Origin of the sequence: Pseudomonas sp. MIS38 (assembly GCF_019891575.1) — a bacterium.
Taxonomy (GTDB): Bacteria; Pseudomonadota; Gammaproteobacteria; order Pseudomonadales; family Pseudomonadaceae; genus Aquipseudomonas; species Aquipseudomonas putida_A.
Genome location: NZ_JAFLXF010000002.1, coordinates 298613 through 325246 on the forward strand (window position 1 = coordinate 298613; position 26634 = coordinate 325246).

Genomic DNA, 26634 nt, shown 5'->3' on the forward strand with positions numbered 1-26634 from the left:
GGGAGCTTGCTCCCGCTGGGCTGCGAAGCGGCCCCAAACTCGGTTCACGCAAAACTGCGAGCGAGTGCTGCGCACTCGAGCGGGAGCAAGCTCCCTCGCCACAGTGGGGATGTCGTCAATGCATAACCCTTGCGCCGTGATTCCGGTCTACAACCATGAAACCGCGATCGGCACCGTGGTCGACGCGCTGCTCGCCCAAGGGCTGCCGTGCATTCTGGTGGACGACGCCAGCACCCCGTCCTGCGCGCGAGTGCTGGATGCGCTGGCCGAACGCGAAAGCGTGCATCTGGTGCGCCTGACCCTCAATCAGGGCAAGGGCGGCGCGGTGATGACCGGCCTGCGCGAAGCTGCTCGTCTGGGCTTCACCCATGCCCTGCAAGTTGACGCCGACGGCCAGCACGACCTGCACGACGTCGCCCGTTTCGTCGAGGAATCCCGCGCCCACCCGGAGGCGATGATCTGCGGTTATCCGCTGTTCGACGAGAGCGTGCCCAAGGGCCGTTTGTACGCACGTTATCTGACCCACGTGATGGTCTGGATCAACACGCTGTCGCTGCAGATTCGCGATTCGATGTGCGGCTTTCGCGTCTATCCGCTGGCCCCGACGCTGGCGGTGATCGACTCGGCGCGGGTCGGCAAGCGCATGGATTTCGACTCGGACATCCTCGTGCGTCTGGCGTGGCGCAACCAGCCGATGCGCTGGCTGCAGACCAGCGTGCATTACCCGCTGGACGGCGTCTCGCACTTCCGTCTGTTCCATGACAACGCGCTGATTTCCAGCATGCATACCCGGTTGTTCTTCGGCATGCTGCTGCGCCTGCCCGTCATCCTCTGGCGCCGGTGGCGCACATGAGCGTCGAGACCGACAAGAAGCACTGGGCCGACCGCGAAGAACGCGGCAGCTTCCTGCTGATGAAATTCACCGCGTTCGCCGCCAAGGTGCTTGGCCGGCGTCTGCTCAGTCCGCTGCTGTACGGCATCGTCCTGTACTTCTTCCTGTTCGGCCGTACCGCGCGCAACAGTGCCTGGCAATACCAGCAACGGTTGGCCGACTGGAGCAACCGCGGCGAATTGCGACCGAGTTACTGGCGGGTGTTCCGCCAGTTCATGGCGTTCGCCGATTCACTGCTCGACAAGCTCGACGTGTGGAACGGCAAGCTGCGCATCGAGCAGATCGAAATCATCGACCCGGCATTGCTGCGCAATCAGTTGCGCGGCAGTCGCGGGCAACTGCTGGTCGGCGCGCACCTGGGCAACCTCGAGGTGTGCCGGGCGCTGGCGGAGATTGGCGAAAAGGTCACCATGAACGTATTGGTGCACACCAAGCACGCCGAGCAGTTCAATCGCTTGCTGGGCGAGGCCGGGGCGACCAATCTGCGCCTGATTCAGGTCAGCGAACTGGACCCGGTAATCATGCTGCAACTGCACGAACGCCTGGAGCGCGGCGAGTGGCTGGCGATTGCTGGCGACCGCGTGCCGTTGCACGGCGGGCGCAGCGTCAGCGTGGATTTTCTCGGCCACCCGGCAGCGTTTCCGCAAGGTCCGTGGCTGCTGGCCGGTTTGCTCAAGTGTCCGGTCAATCTGCTGATGTGCCTGAAACAACCGGACGGCCATTATCGCCTGACCCTCGAGCCGTTCGCCGACAGCGTGACCTGGACGCGCCGCGAGCGCGAGCAGGTCATTCATCAGTGGGCCACCCGCTACGCGCAGCGCCTGAGTCACTATTGCCTCGAAGCCCCGCACCAATGGTTCAACTTTTACCCTTTCTGGAAGACCGATGACGACGCCAACCCATGAGCCGGTAACCTTCGGCGAACGCCCTTTGCGCATCGAAGACGTGCTGGCCCTGGCCAACCGTCAGGCGCCCGTGCAGTTGCAGAGCGACGCCGCTTACCGCGAGCGCATCGCCAAAGGCGCACGGTTCCTCGACTCGCTGCTGGACAAGGAAGGCGTGATCTACGGCGTGACCACCGGTTACGGCGATTCCTGCGTGGTCGCGGTGCCGCTGCATCACGTCGAGGCACTGCCGCGTCATCTCTACACCTTCCACGGTTGCGGACTCGGCAAACTGCTCGACGCGCAAGCCACCCGCGCCGTGCTGGCGGCGCGTTTGCAGTCGCTGTGTCACGGCGTATCCGGGGTGCGCATCGAACTGCTGGAGCGCCTGCACGCCTTCCTCGAACACGACATCCTGCCGCTGATCCCCGAGGAAGGTTCGGTCGGGGCCAGCGGCGATCTGACGCCGCTGTCCTATGTTGCCGCCACCCTGTCCGGCGAGCGCGAAGTGCTGTTCCGTGGCGAACGCCGGCAAGCGGCCGACGTGCATCGCGAACTGGGCTGGACGCCATTGGTGCTCCGTCCGAAAGAAGCGCTGGCCTTGATGAACGGCACGGCGGTGATGACCGGTCTTGCGTGCCTGGCTTTCGCCCGCGCCGACTATCTGCTGCAACTGGCCACGCGCATCACCGCGCTCAACGTGGTCGCGCTGCAAGGCAATCCGGAACACTTCGACGAGCGTCTGTTCGCCGCCAAGCCGCATCCGGGGCAGATGCAAGTCGCCGCGTGGCTGCGCAAGGATCTGGCGATCGACGCGCCGACCGCGCCGCTGCATCGCCTGCAGGATCGCTACTCGCTGCGCTGCGCCCCGCACGTGCTCGGGGTGCTGGCCGACAGCCTGAACTGGCTGCGCTCATTCATCGAGACCGAACTCAACAGCGCCAACGACAACCCGATCATCGACGCCGAAGCCGAACGCGTGCTGCACGGCGGGCACTTCTACGGCGGGCACATCGCGTTCGCCATGGACAGCCTGAAAAATCTGGTGGCCAACGTCGCCGACCTGCTCGACCGGCAGCTCGCGCTGCTGGTCGACGAGCGCTACAACCACGGTTTGCCGAGCAACCTGTCCGGCGCCCCGGCGGATCGCGCCATGATCAATCACGGCTTCAAGGCCGTGCAGATCGGCACCAGCGCCTGGACCGCCGAAGCGCTGAAAAACACCATGCCGGCCAGCGTGTTCTCACGCTCCACCGAGTGTCACAACCAGGACAAGGTGAGCATGGGCACCATCGCCGCCCGTGACGCGATCCGCGTACTGGAACTGACCGAGCAGGTCGCCGCCGCCACGTTGCTCGCGGCCAATCAGGGCGTCTGGCTGCGTGGTCGCGATGAAGACGCACGCGCGCTGCCACCTTCGCTGGCCGCCATGCACGAAGAGCTGGCCAAGGACTTCCCGCCGGTCATCGAAGACCGTGCACTCGAAGGCGAATTGCGCCTGTGTCTGCAACGCATTGCCGAGCAACACTGGAGGCTGCATGCGTAGCGCCGGAGTGCTGCACGCCGACACGGAAATCCTCGTACCGTTTTTCGACGTCGACACCATGCACGTGGTCTGGCACGGGCATTACGTCAAATACCTGGAAGTGGCGCGCTGCGCGCTGCTCGACAAGATCGGCCACAACTACACGCAGATGTCCGAGTCCGGTTACGCGTGGCCGATCATCGACCTGCAACTGCGTTATGTGCGCGGCGCGGTGTTCGGCCAGCGCGTGAACGTGCGCGCCAGTCTGGTGGAGTGGGAGAACCGCTTGAAGATCAATTATCTGATCACCGACCTGCAGACCGGCGAACGCCTGACCCGTGCCAGCTCGGTGCAGGTGGCGGTCGAGATCAGCAGCCGCGAGATGCAACTGGCCTCACCCAAAGTGTTCACCGAAGCGGTGGAAAGGATGCTGCGATGAACCTGTTCTGCAAATGCCTTGGCGCGATGGCGCTGATCGCCGTGTCGACGCTGGCCAACGCCTTCGACCTGCAACAGCTCAGCGAACAACTGGCGAAACCGGAAGTGATCCACGGCCAGTTCATTCAGGAAAAACACCTGCGCGCGCTGCCTCAGCCGTTGATCAGCAAGGGCAACTTTGTTCTGGCGAAAAACCACGGCCTGCTCTGGCTGCTCAAGACCCCGCTGCAACAGGATTACCGCATCACCGCCAACGGCATCGCCCGTCGTGACGGCAACGCTTGGCAGTTGCTGCCGAACAAGAGCGCCGGGGCCGAACAGAACCGTTTGTTCCTCGCCGTGCTGCAAGGCGACAGCAGCGGCTTGCAGCGGGATTTCGAACTGGCCCTGAGCGGCGACGCACAGCAGTGGAAACTCACCCTGACCCCGCGCTCGGTGCTGCTCAAGCAAGTGTTCAATCAGATCAATATCGACGGCGGTGAGCTGGTACAGACCATCGAACTGCTGGAAACCCAGGGCGACAGCACCGTGCTGCGCATGAAAGACAGCAGCGCCGGTCAACCGTTGAGCGAAGCGGAGCAACATGACTTTGCCGAGTGAAAGCAGGCTGCCGTGGCTGTTCCTGATCCTGCTGCTGGCGGTCGTCGCGCTGGCCGGGTGGCAGTGGCGCGACGGTGCGCCGCTGTCGGCCAACCTCATGGAGCTGGTGCCCGGGACCAACCCTGACGCCCTCGAACTGCGCGCCGAACAGCGCATGCAGGAGCCGCTCAATCGGGAAATGCTGGTGTTGGTCGGTCACACTGATCGCCAGCAAGCGGTGGCCATGGCGCAAACCCTCGGCGAGCAATGGCAGGCCAGCGGTCTGTTCGAAAAGGTTCAGTGGAACCTGCAGGCGGATCTGCCGGCGCTGCGCACGCAACTGCTGCAAGGGCGACTGGCGATGCTCTCGGCGGATGACCGGCAACTACTGACCGAGCATCCCGATGCGTTCATTCAGCAACGGGTGCAGGCGCTGTTCGACCCGTTCAACGGTTTCACCCTGGTACCGAGCCAGGACGACTGGCTGGGCCTGACCGGACGCATCCAGAACAGCCAGCCGAAACACGGCGCGGTGCAACTGGACATCGGCAGCGGCGCACTGATCGCCGATGCCGACGGCAAGCGCTGGGTGCTGCTGCGCGCGCGCACCACCGGCGATGCCTTCGACATGAACCTGCCGCTGAAAGTCGCTGATCTGCTGCAGCACAGTCGCGAGCAAGCGGCGAGAGCCGACGTGCAACTGTTGGCCGCCAGCGGTCTGCTGTACGCCGCCAACGGTCAGCAGCAAGCCACCCGCGAAATGACCTGGGTCGGCGGCGGCGCCACTCTCGGGATTCTGTTGTTGCTGCTGTTGGCGTTTCGCCGCTGGCGGGTGCTGCTGGCGTTCGTGCCGGTGCTGGTGGGCATGCTGTTCGGCGCGGTGGCCTGCGTGGCGCTGTTCGGCCACATGCACGTGATGACCTTGGTACTCGGCTCCAGCCTGATCGGCGTGGCGGTGGATTACCCGCTGCACTATCTGTCGAAAAGCTGGAGCCTCAAGCCGTGGCGCAGCTGGCCGGCGCTGCGCCTGACACTCTCCGGGCTGACGCTGAGCCTGATCACCAGCGCCATCGGTTATCTGGCGCTGGCCTGGACGCCCTTCCCGGCGCTGACACAAATCGCGGTGTTCTCTGCCGCAGGATTGCTCGGTGCCTATCTGTCGGCGGTGTGCCTGCTGCCGGCCCTGCTGAACAACGTTGAGCTGCAACCGGCGCAATGGCCGCTGCGTCTGGCCGAGCGCTTGGTGCAACTGCGCGAAAACCTGCTCGAACACGTGCGCACCCCGGTGCTGCTGGCGCTGCTGATCGCGTTCTGCGCTGGCGGTCTGGTGCAGCTGCAAAGCAAGAATGACATCCGCCAGTGGGTCGGTGCGCCACAACGCCTGACCGATGAAGCGCAGACCATCGCGCGCATCACCGGCTATCAGCCGACCAGCCAGTTCTTCCTCGTACGCGGCGCCAATCAGCAGCAACTGCTGGAGCGTCAGGCCGCGTTGAGCGAGCGTCTGCAGCAACTGGTCAACCTCGACAAACTGCAAGGCTATCTGGCCCTCGATCAACTGCTCAGTCCGCCGAGCCAGCAACAGCAGGTTCGCGAAGCGCTGAGCAAACTGCCGCAATACTGGCAGCCACTGCTCGAGCTCGGCGTACCGCTCGCGGCGTTGCAAACCGAGTTGCAGCAGTTGCAGAACCTGCCTGCCGAAGACATCGACGCGGCACTGGCCGGGCCGTTAGGCGAGCCTTACCGTACGCTGTGGCTCGGCCCGACCGCTGACGGCGTGGCGGCGATGACCAGCCTGCAAGGCCTGAACAATCCGTCACTGCTGCGGGTGCAGGCGCTGGACTTGCCGGGGGTGATGCTGGTGGATCGTCTCGGCGAATTGAACAACGTATTCGCCGCGACCCAGATCAGCGCCGCCGAACTGAAACTCGCCTCCTGCGTATTGATCGTGCTGGTGCTGATCGTGCCGTTCGGTTTCGGTGGCGCCTTGCGCATCGTCGCCCTGCCGCTGCTGGCAGCGCTGTGCAGCCTTGCCAGCCTCGGTTGGCTCGGTCAGCCGCTGACCCTGTTCAGCCTGTTCGGCCTGCTGCTGGTAACGGCGATCAGCGTCGATTACGCGATCCTCATGCGTGAGCAGGTCGGCGGTGCGGCTGTCAGCTTGCTGGGCACCTTGCTGGCGGCGCTGACGACCTGGCTGTCGTTCGGTTTGCTGGCAGTGTCGAGCACGCCGGCGGTAAGCAATTTCGGCCTGGCGGTGAGCCTGGGGCTGGCGTTCAGCTTCATTCTGGCGCCGTGGGCCGGACGTCACGTCCACCGCGCCGCCGTCGTGGAGCCGGCAGCGTGATGGTCGTCAGCTTCTGGCTGATGGCCTTGGCGCTGTTCGCTGTGGCGACCCGTATCGGTCGGCATTTCGGCCTGATCCCGATCGTCAGCCAGTTGCTGCTGGCCAGCTTCGGTTTGCCGCTGCTGATGTATTTCTGGATCGAACCGGGCTGGCAGCTCAGCGGTGCCGAACTGATTGCGCCGGTGTGGCTGAAAGACCTCTACAGCCTGAGTTTCGCGCTGTTGCTCGGGCACATTCTCAGTGATGTGATCGACCTGCGACTGGACCGCCAGAGCGTGAAAATCGCCGTGCCGAGTTTTGCCGTGCCATTTGCCTCCGGTCTGGCGGCCGCCGCTTGGTTGCTGCCAGCGCAACCGTGGTTGAACTCGCTGGCCATTGGGCTGGTGTTCGCGATCACGGCGATTCCGGTGCTGTATCTGTATTTGCGTCACATCGACTACCCGCCCGCCGCCACCCGGCGTCTGGTGCAGACCGCCATCCTCATCGACCTGACCTGCTGGACGCTGTTCGGTGTCGCTCAGGGCAGTCTGCATCTGAGCAGTCTGTTGCTGCCGCTGGGACTGGCCTGCGTGCCGCTGCTGTTGCATCTGTTGCGCGTGCGTCGGCCGCTGACCTACAGCCTCGGCTTCTTTGCGCTGCTGGTGCTGGCCGAGCACTACAAACTCAACGCGCTGATTTTCGGCATCGGTTATCTGCTGTGCATGGCCTTGCTGAAAGTGCCGCTGGTGCTGCCATTGCCGGCGCGGTGGATGAGCCGCTTGCAGACATGGATCGCGATCCCGCTGATCCTCACCTTCGGTATCGTGCAGATTGACGTGCACAGCGCCCTCGCCAGTCTCGGCGCGGCGCAATGGGCGGCGCTGCTGCTGTTGCCGATCGCCAGTAAACTGCTCGGCAACTGGCTCGGGCTGGGCTGGGCCGGTGCGTCGTTCGAAGGCGCCAGCCGCTGGCGTGAAAGCGTGCTGCTGAACATTCGCGGGCTGAGTGAAATCGTCTTTCTCAACCTGCTGCTGCAACAACAGCTCATCAGCCCGGCGCTGTACTTCGCGCTGATGCTGATGGGCCTGATCGCGACGCTGTTGCCGGCCCTGATCGGCCTGCACCGCGCGCCCCTGAAAACCACCGCCACTGCGCCCGGGAGTTCACGTGCCAACCGTTGAAATGCAACGTCGTCAGGTAGTGATCATCGGTGCCGGCCCGTCCGGCGCCATCGCCGCCGCGCTGCTCACGCGCAAGGGCCACGATGTGCTGGTGCTCGAGCGCCAGCACTTCCCGAGGTTTTCCATTGGTGAAAGCCTGCTGTGCCACTGCCTGGACTTCGTCGAAGAAGCCGGCATGCTCGACGCCGTCAACGCCGCCGGCTTCCAGCGCAAGACCGGCGCCGCATTCGCCTGGGGCGAGCGCTACAGCGCGTTCGATTTCGGCGACACCTTCACTGCAGGTAAACCCACCACGTTTCAGGTGCAGCGCGCCGATTTCGACAAGCTGCTGGCCGATCAGGCTGCACTGCAAGGTGCCGAGATCCGTTACGGCGATGCCATCGTCCGCGTTGATTTCGACCGGGCCAGACCGCAGCTCGACGTGCTGCGCGAAGACGGCAGCGAATACCGTATCGAAGCGGATTTTGTGTTGGACGCCAGCGGTTATGGGCGCGTGCTGTCGCGTTTGCTCGATCTGGAAGCACCCTCGAATTTCCCGGTGCGCCAGGCGGTGTTCACCCACGTTGAAGATCACATCGACAACCCGGCCTTCGACCGCGAGAAGATCCTCGTCACCACCCACCCGGAGCACCGCGACATCTGGTTCTGGACGATCCCGTTCAGCAACGGGCGCTGCTCGGTGGGCGTGGTGGCTGCCGCCGAACACTTCAAGGGTCGCGACAGCGATCTGGACGCCTGCCTGCGCGGCTTCATCGCCGAAACCCCAAGCCTCGCCGGCGTGCTGAACAACGCGGTGTGGGACACCCCGGCGCGCACCCTCGGTGGTTATGCGGCGAATGTGAAAACCCTGCATGGCCCCGGCTTCGCCCTGCTCGGCAACGCCGCGGAATTTCTCGACCCGGTGTTCTCCTCCGGCGTGACCATCGCCATGCGTTCGGCGAGCATGGCCGCCGCCGTCCTGCACCGGCAGTTGCAGGGCGAAACCGTCGACTGGCAGCGCGAGTTCGCCGAACCGCTCAAACGTGGGGTCGACACCTTCCGCTGCTACGTCGAAGGCTGGTATGCCGGCACCTTTCAGGACGTGATTTTTTATCAAGACAGTCAGGCGGACATTCGCCGAATGATCTGCTCGATCCTCGCCGGCTACGCCTGGGATGAACGCAACCCGTTCGTCAGCGAAGCGCGCCGCCGGTTGAAGATGATTTCCGAACTCTGTGCAAAGGACGCCCCATGAATTACTTGAGCGACAGCTACGTCGAGGAAACCCGCTTCGGTTTCTGGTTCCTGCGCAGTCACACCTGGCAGCACCACGTGTTGCGCGTGGCGATCAACGATTTGCGCGGGCTGTTCAGCGAGTCGCTGCCGGCCAGTCCGGTGTTGCTGGATGCCGGTTGTGGTCAGGGCAAGTCGTTCCGGCATTTGCGCCAGACCTTCGCCCCGCAGCGCTTGATCGGTGTCGATGCCGATCCGCACAGCCTTGAATTGAGCGCCGAAGAAGCGGCGCGTCAGGGCTTCGACGTGGAGCTGATCGGCAGTGACTGCGCGACGCTCAACGTGGCGGACGCCAGTGTCGATCTGCTGTTCTGCCACCAGACCTTTCATCATCTGGTCGAACAGGAAAAAGCCCTCGCCGAGTTCTACCGCGTACTGAAGCCGGGCGGTTATCTGCTGTTCGCCGAGTCCACCGAGGCTTACATTGATACCTGGGTGATTCGCTGGCTGTTCCGCCATCCGATGCATGTGCAGAAGAGCGCGGCGCAGTACCTGGAGATGATTCGCCAGCAGGGTTTCGAGTTTGGCGAACGCAATGTCTCGTACCCGTATTTGTGGTGGAGTCGTTCGAAGGATTTCGGCTTGCTGGAGCGGTTCGGGTTGCGCCGGCCGAAGCCGTTTGGCGAGCGTGAGGAAACGTTGGTGAATGTCGTTGCCCGAAAACCATTGGCAGGGGCTTGCTGATGCAACACTTAACCTGTGGGAGCGGGCTTGCTCGCGAAAGCGGTGGGTCAGTTGGCATTGATGTCGGATGTGCCGACGCCTTCGCGAGCAAGCCCGCTCCCACAGGGGTTGTGGTGTGGCTGGTATTGTTGCTAACGGCCCTGCTAAGTGGATGCGCCAACCAGGCGCCGCTGCCCGCGAGCAACCCGACGCTGCCGTTACCGCTGCAATTGCACATCGAACGTAATCAGGCCAATCAACGTCAGGACTGGCTGCTGGTGATCCAGCGCGAAGGCTCCGGCATCCGCTGGTCGATGATGGATCCGCTAGGCATCCCCCAGGCGCGTCAGCAACTGATCGACGGTCGCTGGCTGGCCGACGGGCTGCTGCCGCCCAATCCGGAGGCCCGGGAGCTGTTTGCCGCGTTGCTGTTCGCCCTGACCCCCTCCGGCGAACTGGCGCGCAATTATCCCGCCGCGCAGCAGCAGGGCGAGCAACGCACGCTGGCGCCGCGCTGGACGATCCGTTATGCACAACCGTTGAGTTTCCAATTGAATCTGCCCCAAGGCCCGCACTATCGGGTTTCTCCTCTCGGTGAACCGACGCCATGACTGCCTACCTCAATGCCCTCGGCGTGATCTGCGCGTTGGGCCGCGACAAGCACCAGGTCGCGCACAACCTGTTTGCCGGTGACTGCTCGGGCATGCGCCGCGAGTCCGGCTGGGTGGCCGGGCGTGAGTTGCCGGTGGCGGCGGTGCACGGTGAGCTGGCGGCGATTCCGGCCGAACTGGCCGATCAGAGCAGCCGCAACAATCAACTGCTGCTGGAAGCCGCGCTGCAGATTCGCGAGGACATCGACCGGGCGATCCAGACCTATGGTCGCGCGCGCATCGGCGTGGTGCTCGGCACCAGCACCTCGGGGATCGACGAAGCCAGTCGCGGGTTGGCGCACTACCTTCGTGAGCGGCAGTTCCCGGCCGAGTACGACTATCGGCAACAGGAACTCGGCGCCCCGGCGAATTTTCTCGCCGACTGGCTGCAACTCAGCGGCCCGACCTACGTGATTTCCACCGCCTGCACGTCCAGTGCGCGGGCGTTGATGAGCGCGCAGCGCTTGCTCGATCTGGGCCTGTGCGACGCGGTGCTGTGCGGCGGGGTCGACAGCCTGTGCAAACTCACGCTCAACGGTTTCAGCGCGCTGGAAGCGGTGTCCGACGAGCGCTGCAATCCGTTCTCGGCCAACCGCAACGGCATCAACATCGGCGAAGCGGCGGTGCTGTTCCTGATGAGCAAGCAGCGCAGCGACGGCCCGGCCATTGCCCTGCTCGGCAGCGGCGCCAGCTCCGACGCGCATCATATTTCCGCGCCGGAACCGAGCGGCCGCGGCGCCCTGCAAGCGATGCAGAAAGCCTTGAGCCGCGCACAGCTGAAAGCGGCGCAAATCAGCTACCTGAACCTGCACGGCACCGCGACCCAGCACAACGATGCGATGGAAAGTCTGGCGGTCGCCACGCTGTTCCCCGACGGCGTGGCCTGCTCGTCGACCAAGCCGATGACCGGCCACACCCTCGGCGCTGCCGGCGCCCTCGAAGCGGCGTTCTGCTGGCTGAGCCTGAGCGCCGACAACCCGCAGCACGCCCTGCCGCCACACGTCTGGGACGACCAGCCCGACCCCGACTTGCCGGCGCTGAAGTGGGTGACCGCGAGCGAACGCCTGTCGTCCATTGCACCCCGCTACCTGATGAGCAACTCGTTTGCCTTCGGCGGCAACAACGTCAGCCTGATTATCGGAGACGCCCCATGAACGACTGGCCGCTCGCCGAACTGCTGCCCCACGCTGGCGACATGATTCTGCTCGACCGCATCCTCAGCTTCGACGAGGAGCAGATCCGCACCCGCCTCACGGTCAAGCCCGATGGCTTGTTCAACCTGCCCGACGGCAGCCTGCCGGCGTGGGTCGGCATCGAGTTGATGGCGCAGAGCGTCGCCGCGTTCGCCGGTTGCCATGCACGGCAGAAGGGCAACCCGGTGGAGCTGGGCTTCCTCCTCGGCACGCGCAAATTCGAGTGCAACGTCGAGGCGTTTCCGGCCGGCAGCGAACTGACCATCCACGGCATCCGTTCGCTGGAAGACGACAACGGCATGGGTGTTTTCGAATGCCACATCAACGCCCCCGGCATCGAGGCCAGCGCCCGCTTGAACGTGTTCCGCCCGCCGCAGCCCAGCCAATACCTTGAACAAAACAGAGAGTCGAACGATGACTGAATCCGTACTGGTCACCGGCTCCAGCCGTGGCATCGGCCGCGCCATTGCCTTGCGTCTGGCGCAGGCCGGGCACGACATCGTCCTGCATTGCCGCAGCGGCGTGGCTGAAGCCCAAGCGGTGAAGGCCGAAGTCGAAGCGCTGGGCCGCAACGCGCGCATCCTGCAATTCGACGTCGCCGACCGCGAAACCTGCAAAACCATTCTCGAAGCCGACGTCGAAACCCACGGTGCCTATTACGGCGTGGTGCTCAACGCCGGCCTGACCCGCGATGGCGCGTTTCCGGCGCTGAGCGATGACGATTGGGACGTGGTGCTGCGCACCAATCTCGACGGTTTCTACAACGTCCTGCACCCGGTGATGATGCCGATGATCCGCCGCCGCGCCGCCGGTCGGATCGTCTGCATCACTTCGGTGTCGGGTTTGATCGGCAACCGTGGCCAGGTCAACTACAGCGCCTCCAAGGCCGGGGTGATCGGTGCGGCGAAAGCGTTGGCGATTGAACTGGGCAAGCGCAAAATCACGGTTAACTGCGTCGCGCCGGGCCTGATCGACACGGCGATGCTCGACGAAAACGTGCCGGTGGAAGAGCTGATGAAAATGATCCCCGCACAACGCATGGGCACCCCGGAAGAGGTCGCTGCTGCGGTGAATTTCCTGATGTCGGCGGAAGCCTCGTACATCACCCGCCAGGTCTTGGCGGTCAACGGAGGCTTGTGCTGATGAAGCGCGTTGTCGTCACCGGCATGGCCGGCATCACCTCGCTGGGCAGCGACTGGCAGACCATCGCCGGCAACTTCGCGGCCAACCGCAGCGGCATCCGCCGCATGGACGAGTGGGACCGCTTCAGCGAACTCAACACCCGCCTGGCCGGGCCGATCGATGATTTTGTCGTACCGCCGCACTGGACCCGCAAGCAACTGCGCAGCATGGGCCGGGTGTCACGGCTGGCGGTGGGTGCGGCGGAACAGGCGCTGGCTGACGCCGGCCTGCTCGGTGACGAATCGATCAAGGACGGACGCATGGGTGTGGCCTGCGGCTCATCCACCGGCAGCACCGACGAGATCAAGGCGTTCGGCAACATGCTGCTCAACTCGGTGGCCGAAGGCCTCAACGCCAACTCCTACGTGCGGATGATGCCGCACACCACCGCGGCCAACATCAGCATCTTCTTCGGCCTCACCGGGCGCCTGATCCCGACGTCCAGCGCCTGCACCAGCGGCAGTCAGGGCATCGGCTACGCGTATGAAGCGATCAAGTTCGGACGGCTGCCACTGATGCTCGCCGGCGGTGCCGAAGAGCTGTGCCCGACCGAAGCCATGGTCTTCGACGCGCTGTACGCCACCAGCCTGAAAAACGACGCGCCACAGACCAGCCCACGTCCGTACGACAAGGGCCGCGACGGTCTGGTGATCGGCGAAGGTGGCGGCATGCTGGTGCTTGAAGAGCTGGAGCATGCGCTGGCGCGCGGGGCGCGGATCCACGCCGAGATCGTCGGTTTCGGCAGCAACGCCGATGGTCAGCACACCACTCGCCCCGAGCAGATCACCATGCGCCGCGCCATGGAACTGGCGCTGGAAGACGCCGGGCTGTCGCCGGATGCCATCGGTTACGTCAATGGTCACGGCACCGCTACAGAACAGGGCGACATTGCCGAAACACTGGCGACCAGCAGTCTGTTCGGCGAACACATGCCGATCAGCTCGCAGAAGAGTTTCCTCGGCCACACGCTGGGGGCCTGCGGGGCGCTGGAGTCATGGTTCAGCATCGAGATGATGAATCGCGACCTGTATGTGCACACGCTCAACCTCGACGAGGTCGACCCGCACTGCGGCAAGCTCGATTACCTGCGCGGCGAATTCCGCCAGATGCATCACGAGTACGTGATGAACAACAATTTCGCTTTTGGTGGCGTCAACACCTCGTTGATTTTCCGCCGCTGGCACTGACCGCAACACGTTTGGAGTGAAGGGAATGACTCAGTTTCACCGCATCGCCGCCCTGCTGGCCCTGGCCTTTGTGCTCGGCGGTTGCACCAGCAAACCGGTTTACAACGCCAAGGAAGAGTTCTCGCCCAACCTCGGCTTCACCCAGCAACAGATGAGCCGCGCCATCGTCACCGCGCTCAATGATCGCCAGTGGGTCGTGCAGTCGGTGCGTCCGGGCATGATCAAAGCGGCGATTACCGTACGCGGCCGTCACCACGCCGAAGTCGACATCCCGTTCAGCCCGACCTCGTTTGAAATCGACTACCGCAGCAGCTACGGCCTCGACGCCAAGGACGGCAAGATCCACGGCAACTACAATCGCTGGGTCAACCGCCTGCGCGACAACGTGCTCAAGGAACTGTCGATCAACCCGGACATCGAGTTCGTCAACGACTTGGGCATCGTCAAGCAAGGCGCCGACGAACCGACCTACCTGAGCTTTCGCGAGGGCGTCAAACGCGCCACCGACGCCGGCCTGCTCGACGGCAGCGTGAAGTTCTACCTGGCCGGCGAAACCCTGCCAAAACAGGTGCGCAAACTCGACACCGTCAGCAGCAGCCGCAAAACCAATGGTTCGAACAAATCCGACACCGACGCCTGCTTCTGGGCCCTGCAGTCGGCCCTTGCCACCCTGCAGAACGCCGCGAAAAAAGCCGACGCCAACGCCGTGATCAACATCGCCAGCGTCGACCAGCGCGACCTGTACAAAGACACCGAGAAATTCCAGTGCCGCGCCGGCCTGGTGGTGTCGAGCGTGGCGTTGCGTGGGGATTTGGCGCACGTTGATTGATTGAACTGTAGAAACGACAAAGGGCGCCTTGCGGCGCCCTTTCACAAACAGGTTGGCTTGTCATCGCCCTTCCACCTGTCTGGCTCTGTGATGGCTGGTTGCCCAGGATCCTCAGAGTCTCACAAGCCCCTTTCGGGAACGCCGGCAGTATTGCCTGAAATGTCATTACCAGCAATGGATGGCAATTGGCTTCGATGCACCCTCTCAACGGCTACTACACGCCCAAGGCCTTTCTAACCGCAGTCTTGATGGCGTAAAACTCGTCTGTTGCAAGATGTGAAATCAAGTAAACACGCTTTCCGTGACGGTCTTTACTTCTGATCCTGTCCAGTCGCGCAAGACTGACCGTCGCTACCATGTCGCATTTTGCCCAGCAGGTTGAACTGGCACCTTGAAGATGGCTGGCGAGCTCCAGATGATGCTCCAGCACACAATCCGGCGCAGTTGTACTCAATGGCACCACAGTCACCAACAAACTGTTGGATCGGTGCTTGCGTATCACCACCACGGGCCTGATTTTGACCATCTCCGGTACTTCAAAACCTCTGAAATCACAGATCAGAACACTGCCCTCCTTGGGCTGATAGAGAAGTGGCATCCATGGCACTCACTAAAAAGAACTGATTTTGCGCATTTACCGCAACTTTCCCTAAAGCAGTTCCGTTACCAGAAATGTAAAGGGCTGACTCCTCTCATCACCTGAACGACAACTACACTCGTCCTGCGGGTCTCAACCATCGCCAGCCAGAACGGCGAGCCCATTGTTCGAGCACTCGCGGTTCTCTTTCACCGTCAAGGAGATGACCATGCAAGTGAAAGCCCTGATCGCCGCCGCGCTCCTCGGGCTATTGCCCAGCGCCAGCCACGCCACCAATCTGATGTACATGCCGTTCGAGACCGTGCTCTCGGACGCGATTCGCGCCGGGCGGCTGGATGGCAGTGTGAAGTTCTATCTGATCGGCAACGGGCCGCAGGGCACGCAGCAGTTGTTACGCCGGGATGTGATCAGTGATTTGCGCACCAACGGTTTCAACAAGAGCGATCACGATTCCTGCGAGTGGGTGCTGCAGTCGAACCTGATCAAGTTACAGGCCGACGCCAAGCGGGTCGGGGCGAATGCGGTGGTCAATATCGTCAGTTATTACGACCAGCATGTGCGCAAGGATTTGAATACTTATGAGTGCCGGGCCGGGGTGTTTGTGACGCGGGTGGCGTTGAAGGGGGATCTGGTGCGGTTGCCCTGAGAGGTGTGGTGTTTGGGCGAGCGCCTTCGCGAGCAAGCCCGCTCCCACAGGGGAACGTATTCCAGGGTGGGAGCGGGCTTGCTCGCGAAGAGGCCGGTAGGCATCACACTGATGAAGGTTCGACCTTGCGCGTCAGCAGCTCGACGAACGCCTTGGCCATCGGCGATTTCTGATCCTTGCGCTGCACCAGCCACACCGCCGACACCGCCTCCGGATCGAGCAGTGGTCGATAGACCACACCGTCAATGCGCATCCGCTGATACGACGCCGGCAACACCGAAACCCCCAGCCCCGCTGCGACCAGTCCGATGATGGTCATCGCCTCACCGGCCTCCTGGGCGAAGTGCGGACTGAATCCGGCATCGCGGGCCAGACTGAGCAGTTGCGCATACAGCCCGCTGCCGTAGCTGCGCGGAAAGAACACGAACGGCTCCAGCGCCAGCGCCGAGAGGAACAGCCCTTCCTCGCTGCCTTGCGCCAACGGATGTTTGGAGCCGAGCACCGCCACCAGCGGCTCACGCATCAGCTCCACCACACTCAGCGAATCCGGTAGACCCAGCGGACGCATGATGCCGACTTCGATCGACTCATCCACCAGCGCGTCCGCGACCATGGTGCTGCTCATCTCCCGCAGGTTCAGATGCACTGCCGGGAAACGCTGGCGAAAAGCAAAAATCGCCTGGGGAATGGTCGAGTTGAACGGCGCCGACGAGGTGAAGCCAATCTTCAATTCGCCCAGTTCGCCGAGTTGCGCACGCCGGGCAACGTCCGCCGCTTTGTCGACCTGCGCCAGCACCAGTCGCGCCTCCTGCAGAAACAATCGGCCGGCCTCGCTCAGCTCGACCCGACGATTGGTGCGCTCGAACAACCGCGCGCCGACCTCTTGCTCCAACGCCTGAATCTGCTGACTCAGTGGTGGCTGAGAGATCCCCAGCACCTGTGCGGCGCGGCCGAAATGCAGTTCTTCGGCGACGGCGATGAAGTAGCGCAGATGACGCAATTCCATGGAAACCCCATTAGGTCGTTAAAGCTATCAAACAGGTCGAACAATATATTGGATAGAAACATTAGCCAGCTATATGATTTTTTCATTGCCTGCCTGGCCGTGCCCTCCGAGGTCTGATGTGAAAACCGCCGCCGCCCCTCTTGCCCATGAAGTTCCGCCTGCCGCGACGGACGATGTCATCGCCGAGCTGCAGGAGATCTACATCGAAAAAGGTACACCGATGTTCATGCGCACGGTGCTGGCGCTGTTCAGCGGCGGCTTCGCGACCTTCGCCCTGCTGTACTGCGTGCAGCCGATGATGCCGCTGCTGTCCCACGAATATTCGATCAACGCCGCGCAGAGCAGCCTGATTCTGTCGGTGGCGACCGGCATGCTGGCCTTCGGTCTGCTGATCACCGGGCCGATCTCCGACCGGGTCGGACGCAAACCGGTGATGGTCGCGGCACTGTTCGCCGCCGCGTTGTGCACCATCGCCAGCTCGATGATGCCGAGCTGGCACGGCGTGCTGATCATGCGTGCGCTGATCGGCCTGTCACTGAGCGGCCTGGCGGCCGTGGCGATGACTTACCTGAGTGAGGAAATCCACCCGCAGCACATCGGTCTGGCGATGGGCCTGTACATCGGCGGTAACGCGATTGGCGGGATGAGCGGACGCTTGATCACCGGAGTGTTGATCGACTTCGTCAGCTGGCACACGGCGATGCTGGTGATTGGCGGTCTGGCGCTGGTCGCAGCGGCGGTGTTCTGGAAGATCCTTCCCGAATCGCGCAACTTCCGCTCACGCTCACTGCATCCACGCAGCCTGCTTGATGGCTTCACCATGCACTTTCGCGACGCCGGCCTGCCGCTGCTGTTTCTTGAAGCGTTCGTGCTGATGGGCGCCTTCGTCACCCTGTTCAACTACATCGGTTATCGCCTGCTGGCCGCGCCGTACAACCTCGATCAGGTGTTCGTCGGTTTGCTGTCGGTGGTGTACCTGTCGGGCATCTACAGTTCGGCGAAAATCGGTTCGCTGGCGGACAAACTGGGGCGGCGCAAAGTGCTGTGGGCAACCATCGCACTGATGTTCGCCGGCCTTGCACTGACTATGTTCACGCCGCTGTTGCTGGTGATCGTCGGCATGCTGATCTTCACCTTCGGCTTCTTCGGCGCGCACTCGGTGGCGAGCAGCTGGATCGGCCGGCGTGCGACCAAGGCCAAGGGCCAGGCGTCGTCGTTGTACCTATTCAGTTATTACGCCGGGTCGAGTATTGCCGGCACGGCTGGCGGGGTGTTCTGGCATCTCGGCGGGTGGAATGGCATCGGCCTGTTTATTGGCGCCCTGTTGATGATCGCGCTGTTGGTGGCGTTGAAACTGGCGAAGTTGCCGCCCCTCGGTGGCAGCGCTCCCGCTTGAGTCAGAACACCATTTTTTTCAGGATTCGGCGCCCACACATTTCGTGTTTGATAACGGCTGCGATGTGTAGCGCTACTTGAACCAGTAACATCACGCACGCCCAAATATGGATGACGAAGAACCGATCAATCCACTGTAGATCGTTCAGCGGCGCCGGAATAAGAACCAGATCAAATATATTGATCGGTCGATCCATCATTAATATTCCTGTGAGCAAGACAACCGCCGTCATCAGATAAATAGACTTATGCATCCAGCTCGCCAGACACTCCATAAAGGGCTTGGCCACCTCGCGAGAGGTATGAGAGCCTCTGACAGAAATATACAATCTCAGTATAAATACCGGAACAAATAAAGCCGTCACCGAAACATTTATAAATCCGACTATCGATTTCGTTTCCGGTGCAACTTTAATGACTGACACATAGAAGCCAGACAATAGAGCCCATAAAATTACTGCCGCAGATATCCAGTGCAAAGCAATCTGGAGACGCGAATATCCAACCCTTTTCATTGCAACCATCCTGATAAACAAGTGGCGCCATTACAAGGCTCTGAATTATCAGCGTCAACGAGAAAACCATTAACAGAAACTGCACAAAGTAAACAATCTTTACGAGCAAGGTTTATTGCACTTTCAACTTAAACATAGAAAAATCAATTACCGCCCGAACATTGCATTCGGGCGGTAGTGTCAAAATCTTACTCGTGATACTGCGCCGACAGTTCATGTACCGCGCGCAGGAACGCACCGGCGTGCTCTGGGTCTACTTCCGGAGTGATGCCGTGACCCAGGTTGAACACGTGGCCACTGCCTTTGCCATAGCTGGCCAGAATGCGCCCGACTTCAGTGCGGATCGCTTCCGGTTTGGCGTAGAGCACGGTCGGGTCCATGTTGCCTTGCAGCGCGACCTTGTCGCCGACACGGGCGCGAGCGCTGCCGATGTCGCAGGTCCAGTCCAGGCCCAGTGCGTCGGCGCCAGCGTCGGCGATACTTTCCAGCCACAGGCCGCCGTTCTTGGTGAAGAGGATCACCGGCACCTTGCGACCGTCGTGCTCGCGGATCAGGCCGCTGACGATTTTCTTCATGTAGGCCAGGGAGAACTCCTGATACGCCGCGGCCGACAGGTTGCCGCCCCAGGTATCGAAGATCTGCACCGCTTGCGCGCCGGCCTGGATCTGGCCGTTGAGGTACGAGGTCACCGACTGCGCCAGCTTGTCCAGCAGCAGGTGCATGGCTTGCGGGTTGTCGTAGAGCATCGCCTTGGTCTTGCGGAAGTCCTTCGACGAACCGCCTTCAACCATGTAGGTGGCGAGGGTCCACGGGCTGCCGGAGAAGCCGATCAGCGGCACACGACCATTCAGCTCGCGGCGGATGGTGCTGACCGCGTCCATCACGTAGCCGAGGTCTTTGTGTGGATCAGGGATCGGCAACGCTTCGATGTCGGCCAGGGTGCTGACGACTTTCTTGAAGCGCGGGCCTTCACCGGTCTCGAAGTACAGACCCTGGCCCATGGCATCGGGGATGGTGAGGATGTCGGAGAACAGGATCGCCGCGTCCAGTTGCGGGTAGCGGTCGAGCGGTTGCAACGTAACTTCGCAAGCGAATTCCGGATTCATGCACAGGCTCATGAAATCACCGGCCTGGGCACGGCTGGCGCGGTATTCCGGCAGGTAGCGGCCGGCCTGGCGCATCATCCACACCGGGGTGACGTCTACAGGTTGCTTGAGCAGGGCGCGGAGGAAACGGTCGTTCTTCAGGGCAGTCATGTCGGCATCCGGAAAAAAAGTGCGGGCATTTTCTCAGAGCGCGACGCAAAAGGCACGGATGCAGGTCAGCCTTTTGTCTATCGGGTCAATTTATTGCGTTGTATTGAGCGCACAGAAACCAATGTGGGAGCGGGCTTGCTCGCGAAAGCGGTGTGTCAGTCAATACATCGGGTGACTGATACAAAGCCTTCGCGAGCAAGCCCGCTCCCACATTTTTGATCGCATTTCAGGCTGAAATGTAATCAGACGCCCAGGTAATCGAGGATCCCTTCAGCCGCATTGCGGCCTTCGAAGATTGCCGTTACCACCAGGTCGGAACCGCGCACCATGTCGCCACCGGCGAAGATTTTCGGGTTGCTGGTCTGGTGCTTGTACTGACCGTGCTCAGGCGCGACGACGCGGCCCTGGCTGTCGGTCTGGATTTCGAACTGTTCGAACCACGGTGCCGGGCTCGGGCGGAAACCGAACGCGATGACCACGGCGTCGGCCGGGATGATCTCTTCGGAGCCCGGGATCGGCTCGGGGCTGCGACGGCCACGGGCATCCGGTTCGCCGAGACGGGTCTCGACCACTTTCACGCCTTCAACCTTGTCTTCGCCAACGATGGCGATCGGCTGGCGGTTGTAGAGGAATTTCACGCCTTCTTCCTTGGCGTTCTTCACCTCTTTGCGCGAGCCGGGCATGTTCGCTTCGTCACGACGATAGGCGCAGGTCACCGACTTGGCGCCCTGACGGATCGAAGTGCGGTTGCAGTCCATCGCCGTGTCGCCACCACCGAGTACCACGACCTTCTTGCCTTTCATGTCGACGAAATCTTCCGGCGACTTTTCAAAGCCCAGGTTGCGGTTGACGTTGGCGATCAGGAAATCCAGCGCGTCATAGACGCCCGGCAGATCCTCACCGGCAAAACCACCCTTCATGTAGGTGTAGGTGCCCATGCCCATGAATACCGCATCGTATTCGGCGAGCAGTTGCTCCATGGTCACGTCCTTGCCGACCTCAGTGTTGAGGCGGAACTCGATGCCCATGCCGGTGAAGACTTCGCGACGATTGCTCAGCACGGTCTTCTCAAGCTTGAACTCGGGAATGCCGAAGGTCAGCAGACCGCCGATTTCCGGGTTCTTGTCGAACACCACCGGGGTCACGCCGCCACGCACCAGCACGTCGGCACAGCCCAGACCCGCCGGGCCCGCACCGATGATCGCGACACGTTTGCCGGTCGGTTTGACCTTGGACATGTCCGGGCGCCAGCCCATGGCGAATGCGGTGTCGGTGATGTACTTCTCGACCGAACCGATGGTCACCGCACCGAAACCGTCGTTGAGGGTGCAGGCACCCTCGCACAGCCGATCCTGCGGGCACACCCGGCCACAGACTTCCGGCAGGGTGTTGGTCTGGTGCGACAGCTCGGCCGCCTGGAGGATGTTGCCCTCGGCCACCAATTTGAGCCAGTTTGGAATGAAGTTGTGCACCGGGCACTTCCATTCGCAATACGGGTTGCCGCAACCCAGGCAGCGGTGGGCCTGATCGGCCGACTGCTGGGGTTTGAACGGTTCGTAGATCTCGACGAACTCTTTCTTGCGTTGACGCAACAGTTTCTTCTTCGGATCCTTGCGCCCGACATCGATGAACTGGAAGTCGTTATTCAGACGTTCAGCCATTGTTAAAACCTCATCAAACTCTTCAGGCGCATATCACTGCGGGTTGGCACGAGTGCTGGAAAGCAACGATTTCAGGTTGGCAGCCTTAGGCTTGACCAGCCAGAAACGGCGCAGGTAGTCATCAAGGTTTTCGGCGAGTTCACGACCCCACTCGCTCTCGGTTTCCTTGACGTACTCGTTCAGCACGTTCTGCAGGTGGCTGCGGTAGGCTTCCATCGCCTCGCCGCTGATCCGCTGGATTTCCACCAGTTCGTGGTTGACCCGGTCAACGAAGGTGTTGTCCTGATCGAGCACGTAGGCGAAACCACCGGTCATGCCAGAGCCGAAGTTGTAACCGGTCTTGCCCAGGACGCAGACAAAACCACCGGTCATGTACTCGCAGCAGTGATCGCCAGTGCCCTCCACGACCGTGTGGGCACCGGAGTTACGCACAGCGAAACGCTCGCCCGCGGTGCCGGCGGCGAACAACTTGCCGCCGGTGGCGCCGTACAGGCAGGTGTTGCCGATGATGGCGCTGTTTTGAGTCTGATAGACGCTACCCTTCGGCGGCACAATGACCAGCTTGCCGCCCGTCATGCCTTTGCCGACGTAGTCGTTGGCGTCGCCTTCCAGGTACATGTGCAGACCACCAGCGTTCCACACGCCGAAGCTCTGACCGGCCGTGCCTTTGAAGCGGAAGGTGATCGGCGCGTTGGACATGCCCTGATTGCCGTGCTTGCGTGCGATTTCGCCGGAGATCCGCGCACCGATCGAACGGTCGCAGTTGCAGATGTCCAGTTCGAACTCGGCGCCGCTGAGGTCGTTGATCGCCGACGTCGCCATGTCGACCATTTTCTCGGCCAGCAGGCCCTGATCGAACGGCGGGTTGCGCTCAACGCCGCAGAATTGCGGTTTGTCCGCCGGGATGTGATCGCTGCCCAGCAGCGGAGTCAGATCCAGATGGTGTTGCTTGGCGGTCTGGCCTTCGAGGATTTCCAGCAGATCGGTGCGGCCGATCAGCTCTTCGAGGGAGCGCACGCCGAGCTTGGCCAGCCACTCACGGGTTTCTTCGGCGACGTAGGTGAAGAAGTTCACCACCATGTCGACGGTACCGATGTAGTGATCCTTGCGCAGCTTCTCGTTCTGCGTCGCAACACCGGTGGCGCAGTTGTTCAGGTGGCAGATGCGCAGGTATTTGCAGCCCAGGGCGATCATCGGTGCCGTACCGAAGCCGAAGCTTTCGGCGCCGAGGATCGCAGCCTTGATCACGTCGAGGCCGGTTTTCAGGCCACCGTCGGTCTGCACCCGGACCTTGCCGCGCAGGTCGTTGCCGCGCAGGGTCTGGTGGGTTTCGGCCAAGCCGAGCTCCCACGGCGCGCCGGCGTATTTGATCGAGGTCAGCGGCGAAGCACCGGTGCCGCCGTCGTAACCGGAGATGGTGATCAAGTCCGCATAGGCCTTGGCCACACCGGCGGCGATGGTGCCGACGCCCGCTTCCGCGACCAGTTTCACCGAAACCAGTGCCTTCGGGTTGACCTGTTTCAGGTCGAAGATCAGTTGCGACAAGTCTTCGATCGAGTAGATGTCGTGGTGCGGCGGTGGCGAAATCAGGGTCACGCCCGGCACTGCGTAACGCAGCTTGGCGATCAGCCCGTTGACCTTGCCGCCCGGCAGTTGCCCGCCCTCGCCCGGTTTGGCGCCCTGAGCGACCTTGATCTGCAGCACTTCGGCGTTGACCAGGTATTCCGGGGTGACACCGAAACGGCCGGTCGCGACCTGCTTGATTTTCGAGCTCTTGATGGTGCCGTAGCGCGCCGGGTCTTCGCCGCCTTCGCCGGAGTTGGAACGCGCACCGAGGCGGTTCATGGCTTCGGCCAGGGCTTCGTGGGCTTCCGGCGACAGTGCGCCCAGCGAGATACCGGCGGAGTCGAAGCGCTTGAGCACCGATTCCAGCGGTTCGACTTCACTGATGTCCAGCGGCTTGTCGAGGGTCTTGACCTTGAACAGGTCGCGAATCATCGACACCGGACGGTTGTCCACCAGCGAGGTGTATTCCTTGAACTTGGCATAGTCGCCCTGCTGCACGGCGGCTTGCAGGGTGTTGACCACGTCCGGGTTGTACGCGTGGTATTCGCCGCCGTGGACGAACTTCAGCAGACCGCCCTGCTGGATCGGTTTGCGCGGGCTCCAGGCTTCGGTAGCGAGGGCTTTCTGCTCGGCTTCGATGTCGACGAAACGCGCACCCTTGATGCGGCTCGGCACGCCACGGAAGCTCAGCTCGCACACTTCTTCGGACAGGCCGATGGCTTCGAACAGCTGCGCACCGCGGTACGAGGCGATGGTCGAGATGCCCATCTTCGACAGGATCTTCAACAGGCCTTTGGTGATGCCTTTGCGGTAGTTCTTGAACACCTCATAGAGGTCGCCCAGCACTTCACCGGTGCGGATCAGGTCGCCCAGCACTTCGTAGGCCAGGAACGGATAGACCGCCGAGGCGCCGAAACCGATCAGCACCGCAAAGTGGTGCGGATCGCGCGCGGTGGCGGTTTCCACGAGGATGTTGGAATCGCAGCGCAGGCCTTTTTCGGTCAGACGATGGTGCACTGCACCGGTGGCCAGCGAAGCGTGGATCGGCAGCTTGCCCGGGGCGATATGGCGGTCACTCAGAACGATCTGGGTACGCCCGGCACGCACGGCTTCTTCAGCCTGATCGGCAACGTTGCGGATCGCCGCTTCGAGGCCGACGCTTTCGTCGTAGTTGAGGTCGATGATCTGCCGCTCGAAACCCGGGCGGTCGAGGTTCATCAACGAGCGCCACTTGGCCGGCGAGATCACTGGCGAGCTGAGGATCACGCGCGAGGCGTGCTCCGGCGATTCCTGGAAGATGTTGCGCTCGGCCCCGAGGCAGATTTCCAGCGACATCACGATCGCTTCACGCAGCGGGTCGATCGGCGGGTTGGTGACCTGCGCGAACTGCTGGCGGAAATAGTCGTACGGCGTGCGCACGCGCTGCGACAGCACGGCCATCGGCGTGTCGTCGCCCATCGAGCCAACGGCTTCGTAGCCTTGTTCGCCAAGCGGACGCAGTACCTGATCGCGCTCTTCAAACGTGACCTGATACATCTTCATGTATTGCTTGAGCTGATCGACATCGTAGAACGCCGAACCGTGGTCGTTGTCTTCCATGGTCGCCTGGATGCGCAGGGCGTTCTTGCGCAGCCATTGCTTGTACGGATGACGGGACTTCAGACGGTTGTCGATCGCGTCGGTGTCGAGGATCTGCCCGGTCTCGGTGTCCACGGCGAGGATCTGCCCCGGACCGACACGGCCCTTGGCGATCACGTCTTGCGGCTGGTAGTTCCAGACGCCGATTTCCGACGCAACGGTGATGAAACCGTTGGTGGTGGTGACCCAGCGCGCCGGACGCAGACCGTTACGGTCGAGCAGGCACACCGCGTAACGACCATCGGTCATTACCACGCCGGCTGGGCCGTCCCACGGTTCCATGTGCATCGAGTTGTACTCGTAGAACGCACGCAGATCCGGGTCCATGGTTTCAACGTTCTGCCACGCAGGCGGAATGATCATCCGCACGCCACGGAACAGGTCGATGCCACCGGTGACCATCAGTTCGAGCATGTTGTCCATGCTCGAGGAGTCGGAACCGACACGGTTGACCAGCGGGCCGAGCTCCTCCAGATCCATCAGATCGTTGGTGAACTTGGTCCGACGGGCCTGTGCCCAGTTACGGTTACCAGTGATGGTGTTGATCTCACCGTTGTGGGCGAGGAAGCGGAATGGCTGGGCCAGCGGCCATTTCGGCAAGGTGTTGGTGGAGAAGCGCTGGTGGAACACGCAGATCGCGGTTTGCAGGCGCTGGTCACCCAGGTCCGGATAGAACGCGGCCAGGTCGGCCGGCATCATCAGGCCTTTATAGATGATGGTCTTGTGCGAAAAGCTGCAGATGTAGTGGTCGGTGTCGGCGGCGTTGGCCACCGACGAGCGACGACGGGCGCTGAACAGCTTGACCGCCATGTCCTGATCGCTCAGGCCTTCACCGCCGATGTACACCTGCTCGATCTGCGGCAGGCGCTCGAGGGCCAGTCGGCCGAGGACGCTGGTGTCGATCGGCACTTTGCGCCAGCCGATCAGTTGCAGGCCTTCAGCGAGGATCTCGCGGTTCATGTTCTCGCGAGCGGCTTCGGCCTTGGCCGGATCCTGGTTGAAGAAAACCATGCCCACGGCATATTGCTTGGGCAGTTCGACGCTGAAGTTTTCCTGGGCCATCGCCCGCAGGAACGCGTCAGGCTTTTGAATCAGCAGACCGCAACCGTCACCGGTCTTGCCGTCGGCATTAATCCCACCGCGGTGGGTCATGCAGGTCAGGGCCTCGATGGCCGTTTGCAAAAGGGTATGACTGGGCTCGCCCTGCATATGGGCTATCAGGCCGAAACCGCAGTTATCCTTGAATTCATCTGGTTGGTACAGACCTGCTTTCATAGACACTTTCTCACCAGGCTGCCTCTTTTCGAGGCAAATTTCTTTTCAATTCAACCACTTGCTTGCCGCGCCGAACGTACGCCGGCTTTGCGGGGGCAAAAGGGTGGTCATTGTACACAGCGACACAGACGCTCACAAATTTGACGACGAAATGTCGCAAATCTATGTCGCATTTGTGAAAGGTTTAAAGCGATCTGCTGTGCTAGTCAAAACTTTTTTAATTCTGACTGCAACGACTCAAAGACTACTGTGACGCAGACACCACAAGGCACGCGGTCTG

At 62.1% G+C, this 26634-nt stretch carries 23 protein-coding genes; 17 read left to right on the top strand and 6 right to left on the bottom strand.

The window, feature by feature from the left end; genetic code table 11:
* Nucleotides 1-118 precede the first annotated feature (118 nt).
* The 15 genes from J1G18_RS04860 to J1G18_RS04930 are packed head-to-tail and all read left to right on the top strand — an operon-like array spanning nucleotide 119 to nucleotide 14798.
* Nucleotides 119-853 carry a glycosyltransferase family 2 protein gene (locus tag J1G18_RS04860; RefSeq protein ID WP_098966854.1) on the top strand — a complete coding sequence of 245 codons (735 nt, stop codon included), beginning with the start codon at nucleotides 119-121 and terminating at the stop codon, nucleotides 851-853.
* Nucleotides 850-1797 (top strand): glycosyl transferase, encoded by a 948-nt coding sequence (locus J1G18_RS04865; protein ID WP_134785261.1) that lies wholly within the window; start codon nucleotides 850-852, stop codon nucleotides 1795-1797. Before J1G18_RS04860 ends, J1G18_RS04865 begins: the two co-directional genes overlap by 4 nt.
* Nucleotides 1778-3322 carry a histidine ammonia-lyase gene (hutH, locus tag J1G18_RS04870; protein ID WP_135294798.1) on the top strand — a complete coding sequence of 515 codons (1545 nt, stop codon included), beginning with the start codon at nucleotides 1778-1780 and terminating at the stop codon, nucleotides 3320-3322. The genes J1G18_RS04865 and hutH overlap by 20 nt, the downstream gene beginning before the upstream one ends.
* Entirely contained in the window at nucleotides 3315-3740 is a 426-nt protein-coding gene (locus J1G18_RS04875; protein WP_098966848.1) for an acyl-CoA thioesterase, read from the top strand. Before hutH ends, J1G18_RS04875 begins: the two co-directional genes overlap by 8 nt.
* Nucleotides 3737-4339 (top strand): outer membrane lipoprotein carrier protein LolA, encoded by a 603-nt coding sequence (locus tag J1G18_RS04880; RefSeq protein ID WP_223007168.1) that lies wholly within the window; start codon nucleotides 3737-3739, stop codon nucleotides 4337-4339. Before J1G18_RS04875 ends, J1G18_RS04880 begins: the two co-directional genes overlap by 4 nt.
* The gene (locus J1G18_RS04885) at nucleotides 4323-6662 is read left to right on the top strand and encodes an MMPL family transporter (RefSeq protein ID WP_223007169.1); all 2340 of its coding nucleotides are present in this window, start codon (nucleotides 4323-4325) and stop codon (nucleotides 6660-6662) included. The genes J1G18_RS04880 and J1G18_RS04885 overlap by 17 nt, the downstream gene beginning before the upstream one ends.
* Nucleotides 6659-7822, top strand: coding sequence for a sodium:proton antiporter (locus J1G18_RS04890; RefSeq protein WP_223007170.1), 1164 nt, complete (start codon nucleotides 6659-6661; stop codon nucleotides 7820-7822). The genes J1G18_RS04885 and J1G18_RS04890 overlap by 4 nt, the downstream gene beginning before the upstream one ends.
* The gene (locus tag J1G18_RS04895) at nucleotides 7809-9056 is read left to right on the top strand and encodes an NAD(P)/FAD-dependent oxidoreductase (RefSeq protein ID WP_223007171.1); all 1248 of its coding nucleotides are present in this window, start codon (nucleotides 7809-7811) and stop codon (nucleotides 9054-9056) included. The genes J1G18_RS04890 and J1G18_RS04895 overlap by 14 nt, the downstream gene beginning before the upstream one ends.
* A complete protein-coding gene (locus tag J1G18_RS04900; RefSeq protein ID WP_210556764.1) occupies nucleotides 9053-9778 on the top strand; it encodes a class I SAM-dependent methyltransferase in 726 nt (241 codons plus the stop codon). Before J1G18_RS04895 ends, J1G18_RS04900 begins: the two co-directional genes overlap by 4 nt.
* Nucleotides 9778-10368 (top strand): hypothetical protein, encoded by a 591-nt coding sequence (locus J1G18_RS04905; protein ID WP_210556766.1) that lies wholly within the window; start codon nucleotides 9778-9780, stop codon nucleotides 10366-10368. Before J1G18_RS04900 ends, J1G18_RS04905 begins: the two co-directional genes overlap by 1 nt.
* Nucleotides 10365-11561, top strand: coding sequence for a beta-ketoacyl-[acyl-carrier-protein] synthase family protein (locus J1G18_RS04910; protein ID WP_223007172.1), 1197 nt, complete (start codon nucleotides 10365-10367; stop codon nucleotides 11559-11561). Before J1G18_RS04905 ends, J1G18_RS04910 begins: the two co-directional genes overlap by 4 nt.
* A complete protein-coding gene (locus J1G18_RS04915; RefSeq protein ID WP_098966833.1) occupies nucleotides 11558-12022 on the top strand; it encodes a hotdog family protein in 465 nt (154 codons plus the stop codon). The genes J1G18_RS04910 and J1G18_RS04915 overlap by 4 nt, the downstream gene beginning before the upstream one ends.
* A complete protein-coding gene (gene fabG, locus J1G18_RS04920; RefSeq protein ID WP_027611328.1) occupies nucleotides 12015-12743 on the top strand; it encodes a 3-oxoacyl-ACP reductase FabG in 729 nt (242 codons plus the stop codon). Before J1G18_RS04915 ends, fabG begins: the two co-directional genes overlap by 8 nt.
* Nucleotides 12743-13969 (top strand): beta-ketoacyl-ACP synthase, encoded by a 1227-nt coding sequence (locus tag J1G18_RS04925; RefSeq protein WP_210556772.1) that lies wholly within the window; start codon nucleotides 12743-12745, stop codon nucleotides 13967-13969. Before fabG ends, J1G18_RS04925 begins: the two co-directional genes overlap by 1 nt.
* A gap of 25 nt (nucleotides 13970-13994) precedes the next feature.
* Nucleotides 13995-14798 (top strand): hypothetical protein, encoded by an 804-nt coding sequence (locus J1G18_RS04930; RefSeq protein WP_007967258.1) that lies wholly within the window; start codon nucleotides 13995-13997, stop codon nucleotides 14796-14798.
* Nucleotides 14799-15012: 214 nt separating this feature from the next.
* Here the strand turns inward: J1G18_RS04930 and J1G18_RS04935 are convergent, their stop codons facing one another.
* Nucleotides 15013-15396, bottom strand: a complete 384-nt coding sequence (locus tag J1G18_RS04935; protein WP_115985328.1) for a type II toxin-antitoxin system PemK/MazF family toxin — start codon at nucleotides 15394-15396, stop codon at nucleotides 15013-15015.
* Between the two features lie 208 nt (nucleotides 15397-15604).
* Here J1G18_RS04935 and J1G18_RS04940 point away from each other — a divergent pair, with 208 nt between their 5' ends.
* Entirely contained in the window at nucleotides 15605-16042 is a 438-nt protein-coding gene (locus J1G18_RS04940; RefSeq protein WP_095138030.1) for an excinuclease, read from the top strand.
* A 103-nt stretch (nucleotides 16043-16145) separates the two neighbouring features.
* Here the strand turns inward: J1G18_RS04940 and J1G18_RS04945 are convergent, their stop codons facing one another.
* Nucleotides 16146-17048: a LysR family transcriptional regulator gene (locus J1G18_RS04945; protein WP_223007173.1), complete on the bottom strand. Its 903-nt coding sequence runs from the start codon at nucleotides 17046-17048 to the stop codon at nucleotides 16146-16148.
* Between the two features lie 118 nt (nucleotides 17049-17166).
* Here J1G18_RS04945 and J1G18_RS04950 point away from each other — a divergent pair, with 118 nt between their 5' ends.
* Nucleotides 17167-18444: an MFS transporter gene (locus J1G18_RS04950; protein WP_134785250.1), complete on the top strand. Its 1278-nt coding sequence runs from the start codon at nucleotides 17167-17169 to the stop codon at nucleotides 18442-18444.
* 1 nt (nucleotide 18445) lies between these two features.
* Here J1G18_RS04950 and J1G18_RS04955 read toward each other — a convergent pair whose 3' ends face one another.
* The 4 genes from J1G18_RS04955 to gltB form a co-directional block, all read right to left on the bottom strand.
* Nucleotides 18446-18958, bottom strand: a complete 513-nt coding sequence (locus J1G18_RS04955; RefSeq protein WP_223007174.1) for a cytochrome b — start codon at nucleotides 18956-18958, stop codon at nucleotides 18446-18448.
* 188 nt (nucleotides 18959-19146) lie between these two features.
* On the bottom strand, nucleotides 19147-20214 hold the full coding sequence (gene hemE / locus J1G18_RS04960) for a uroporphyrinogen decarboxylase (protein ID WP_223007175.1): 1068 nt from the start codon (nucleotides 20212-20214) through the stop codon (nucleotides 19147-19149).
* 242 nt (nucleotides 20215-20456) lie between these two features.
* Nucleotides 20457-21875 carry an FAD-dependent oxidoreductase gene (locus J1G18_RS04965; protein ID WP_134785249.1) on the bottom strand — a complete coding sequence of 473 codons (1419 nt, stop codon included), beginning with the start codon at nucleotides 21873-21875 and terminating at the stop codon, nucleotides 20457-20459.
* Nucleotides 21876-21908: 33 nt separating this feature from the next.
* Nucleotides 21909-26354, bottom strand: a complete 4446-nt coding sequence (gene gltB / locus J1G18_RS04970; RefSeq protein ID WP_134785248.1) for a glutamate synthase large subunit — start codon at nucleotides 26352-26354, stop codon at nucleotides 21909-21911.
* Nucleotides 26355-26634: the final 280 nt, after the last annotated feature.

What these genes read in the sequence shown, in the direction of transcription:
- hemE (WP_223007175.1), bottom strand. Translation starts at nt 20,214, where the DNA reads ATGACTGCCCTGAAGAACGACCGTTTCCTCCGCGCCCTGCTCAAGCAA.
- J1G18_RS04955 (WP_223007174.1), bottom strand. Translation starts at nt 18,958, where the DNA reads ATGAAAAGGGTTGGATATTCGCGTCTCCAGATTGCTTTGCACTGGATA.
- J1G18_RS04905 (WP_210556766.1), top strand. Translation starts at nt 9,778, where the DNA reads ATGCAACACTTAACCTGTGGGAGCGGGCTTGCTCGCGAAAGCGGTGGG.
- J1G18_RS04965 (WP_134785249.1), bottom strand. Translation starts at nt 21,875, where the DNA reads ATGGCTGAACGTCTGAATAACGACTTCCAGTTCATCGATGTCGGGCGC.
- J1G18_RS04925 (WP_210556772.1), top strand. Translation starts at nt 12,743, where the DNA reads ATGAAGCGCGTTGTCGTCACCGGCATGGCCGGCATCACCTCGCTGGGC.
- J1G18_RS04910 (WP_223007172.1), top strand. Translation starts at nt 10,365, where the DNA reads ATGACTGCCTACCTCAATGCCCTCGGCGTGATCTGCGCGTTGGGCCGC.
- J1G18_RS04945 (WP_223007173.1), bottom strand. Translation starts at nt 17,048, where the DNA reads ATGGAATTGCGTCATCTGCGCTACTTCATCGCCGTCGCCGAAGAACTG.
- hutH (WP_135294798.1), top strand. Translation starts at nt 1,778, where the DNA reads ATGACGACGCCAACCCATGAGCCGGTAACCTTCGGCGAACGCCCTTTG.
- gltB (WP_134785248.1), bottom strand. Translation starts at nt 26,354, where the DNA reads ATGAAAGCAGGTCTGTACCAACCAGATGAATTCAAGGATAACTGCGGT.
- J1G18_RS04865 (WP_134785261.1), top strand. Translation starts at nt 850, where the DNA reads ATGAGCGTCGAGACCGACAAGAAGCACTGGGCCGACCGCGAAGAACGC.
- J1G18_RS04915 (WP_098966833.1), top strand. Translation starts at nt 11,558, where the DNA reads ATGAACGACTGGCCGCTCGCCGAACTGCTGCCCCACGCTGGCGACATG.
- J1G18_RS04875 (WP_098966848.1), top strand. Translation starts at nt 3,315, where the DNA reads ATGCGTAGCGCCGGAGTGCTGCACGCCGACACGGAAATCCTCGTACCG.
- J1G18_RS04940 (WP_095138030.1), top strand. Translation starts at nt 15,605, where the DNA reads ATGCAAGTGAAAGCCCTGATCGCCGCCGCGCTCCTCGGGCTATTGCCC.
- J1G18_RS04935 (WP_115985328.1), bottom strand. Translation starts at nt 15,396, where the DNA reads ATGCCACTTCTCTATCAGCCCAAGGAGGGCAGTGTTCTGATCTGTGAT.
- J1G18_RS04880 (WP_223007168.1), top strand. Translation starts at nt 3,737, where the DNA reads ATGAACCTGTTCTGCAAATGCCTTGGCGCGATGGCGCTGATCGCCGTG.
- J1G18_RS04930 (WP_007967258.1), top strand. Translation starts at nt 13,995, where the DNA reads ATGACTCAGTTTCACCGCATCGCCGCCCTGCTGGCCCTGGCCTTTGTG.
- J1G18_RS04900 (WP_210556764.1), top strand. Translation starts at nt 9,053, where the DNA reads ATGAATTACTTGAGCGACAGCTACGTCGAGGAAACCCGCTTCGGTTTC.
- J1G18_RS04860 (WP_098966854.1), top strand. Translation starts at nt 119, where the DNA reads ATGCATAACCCTTGCGCCGTGATTCCGGTCTACAACCATGAAACCGCG.
- J1G18_RS04885 (WP_223007169.1), top strand. Translation starts at nt 4,323, where the DNA reads ATGACTTTGCCGAGTGAAAGCAGGCTGCCGTGGCTGTTCCTGATCCTG.
- fabG (WP_027611328.1), top strand. Translation starts at nt 12,015, where the DNA reads ATGACTGAATCCGTACTGGTCACCGGCTCCAGCCGTGGCATCGGCCGC.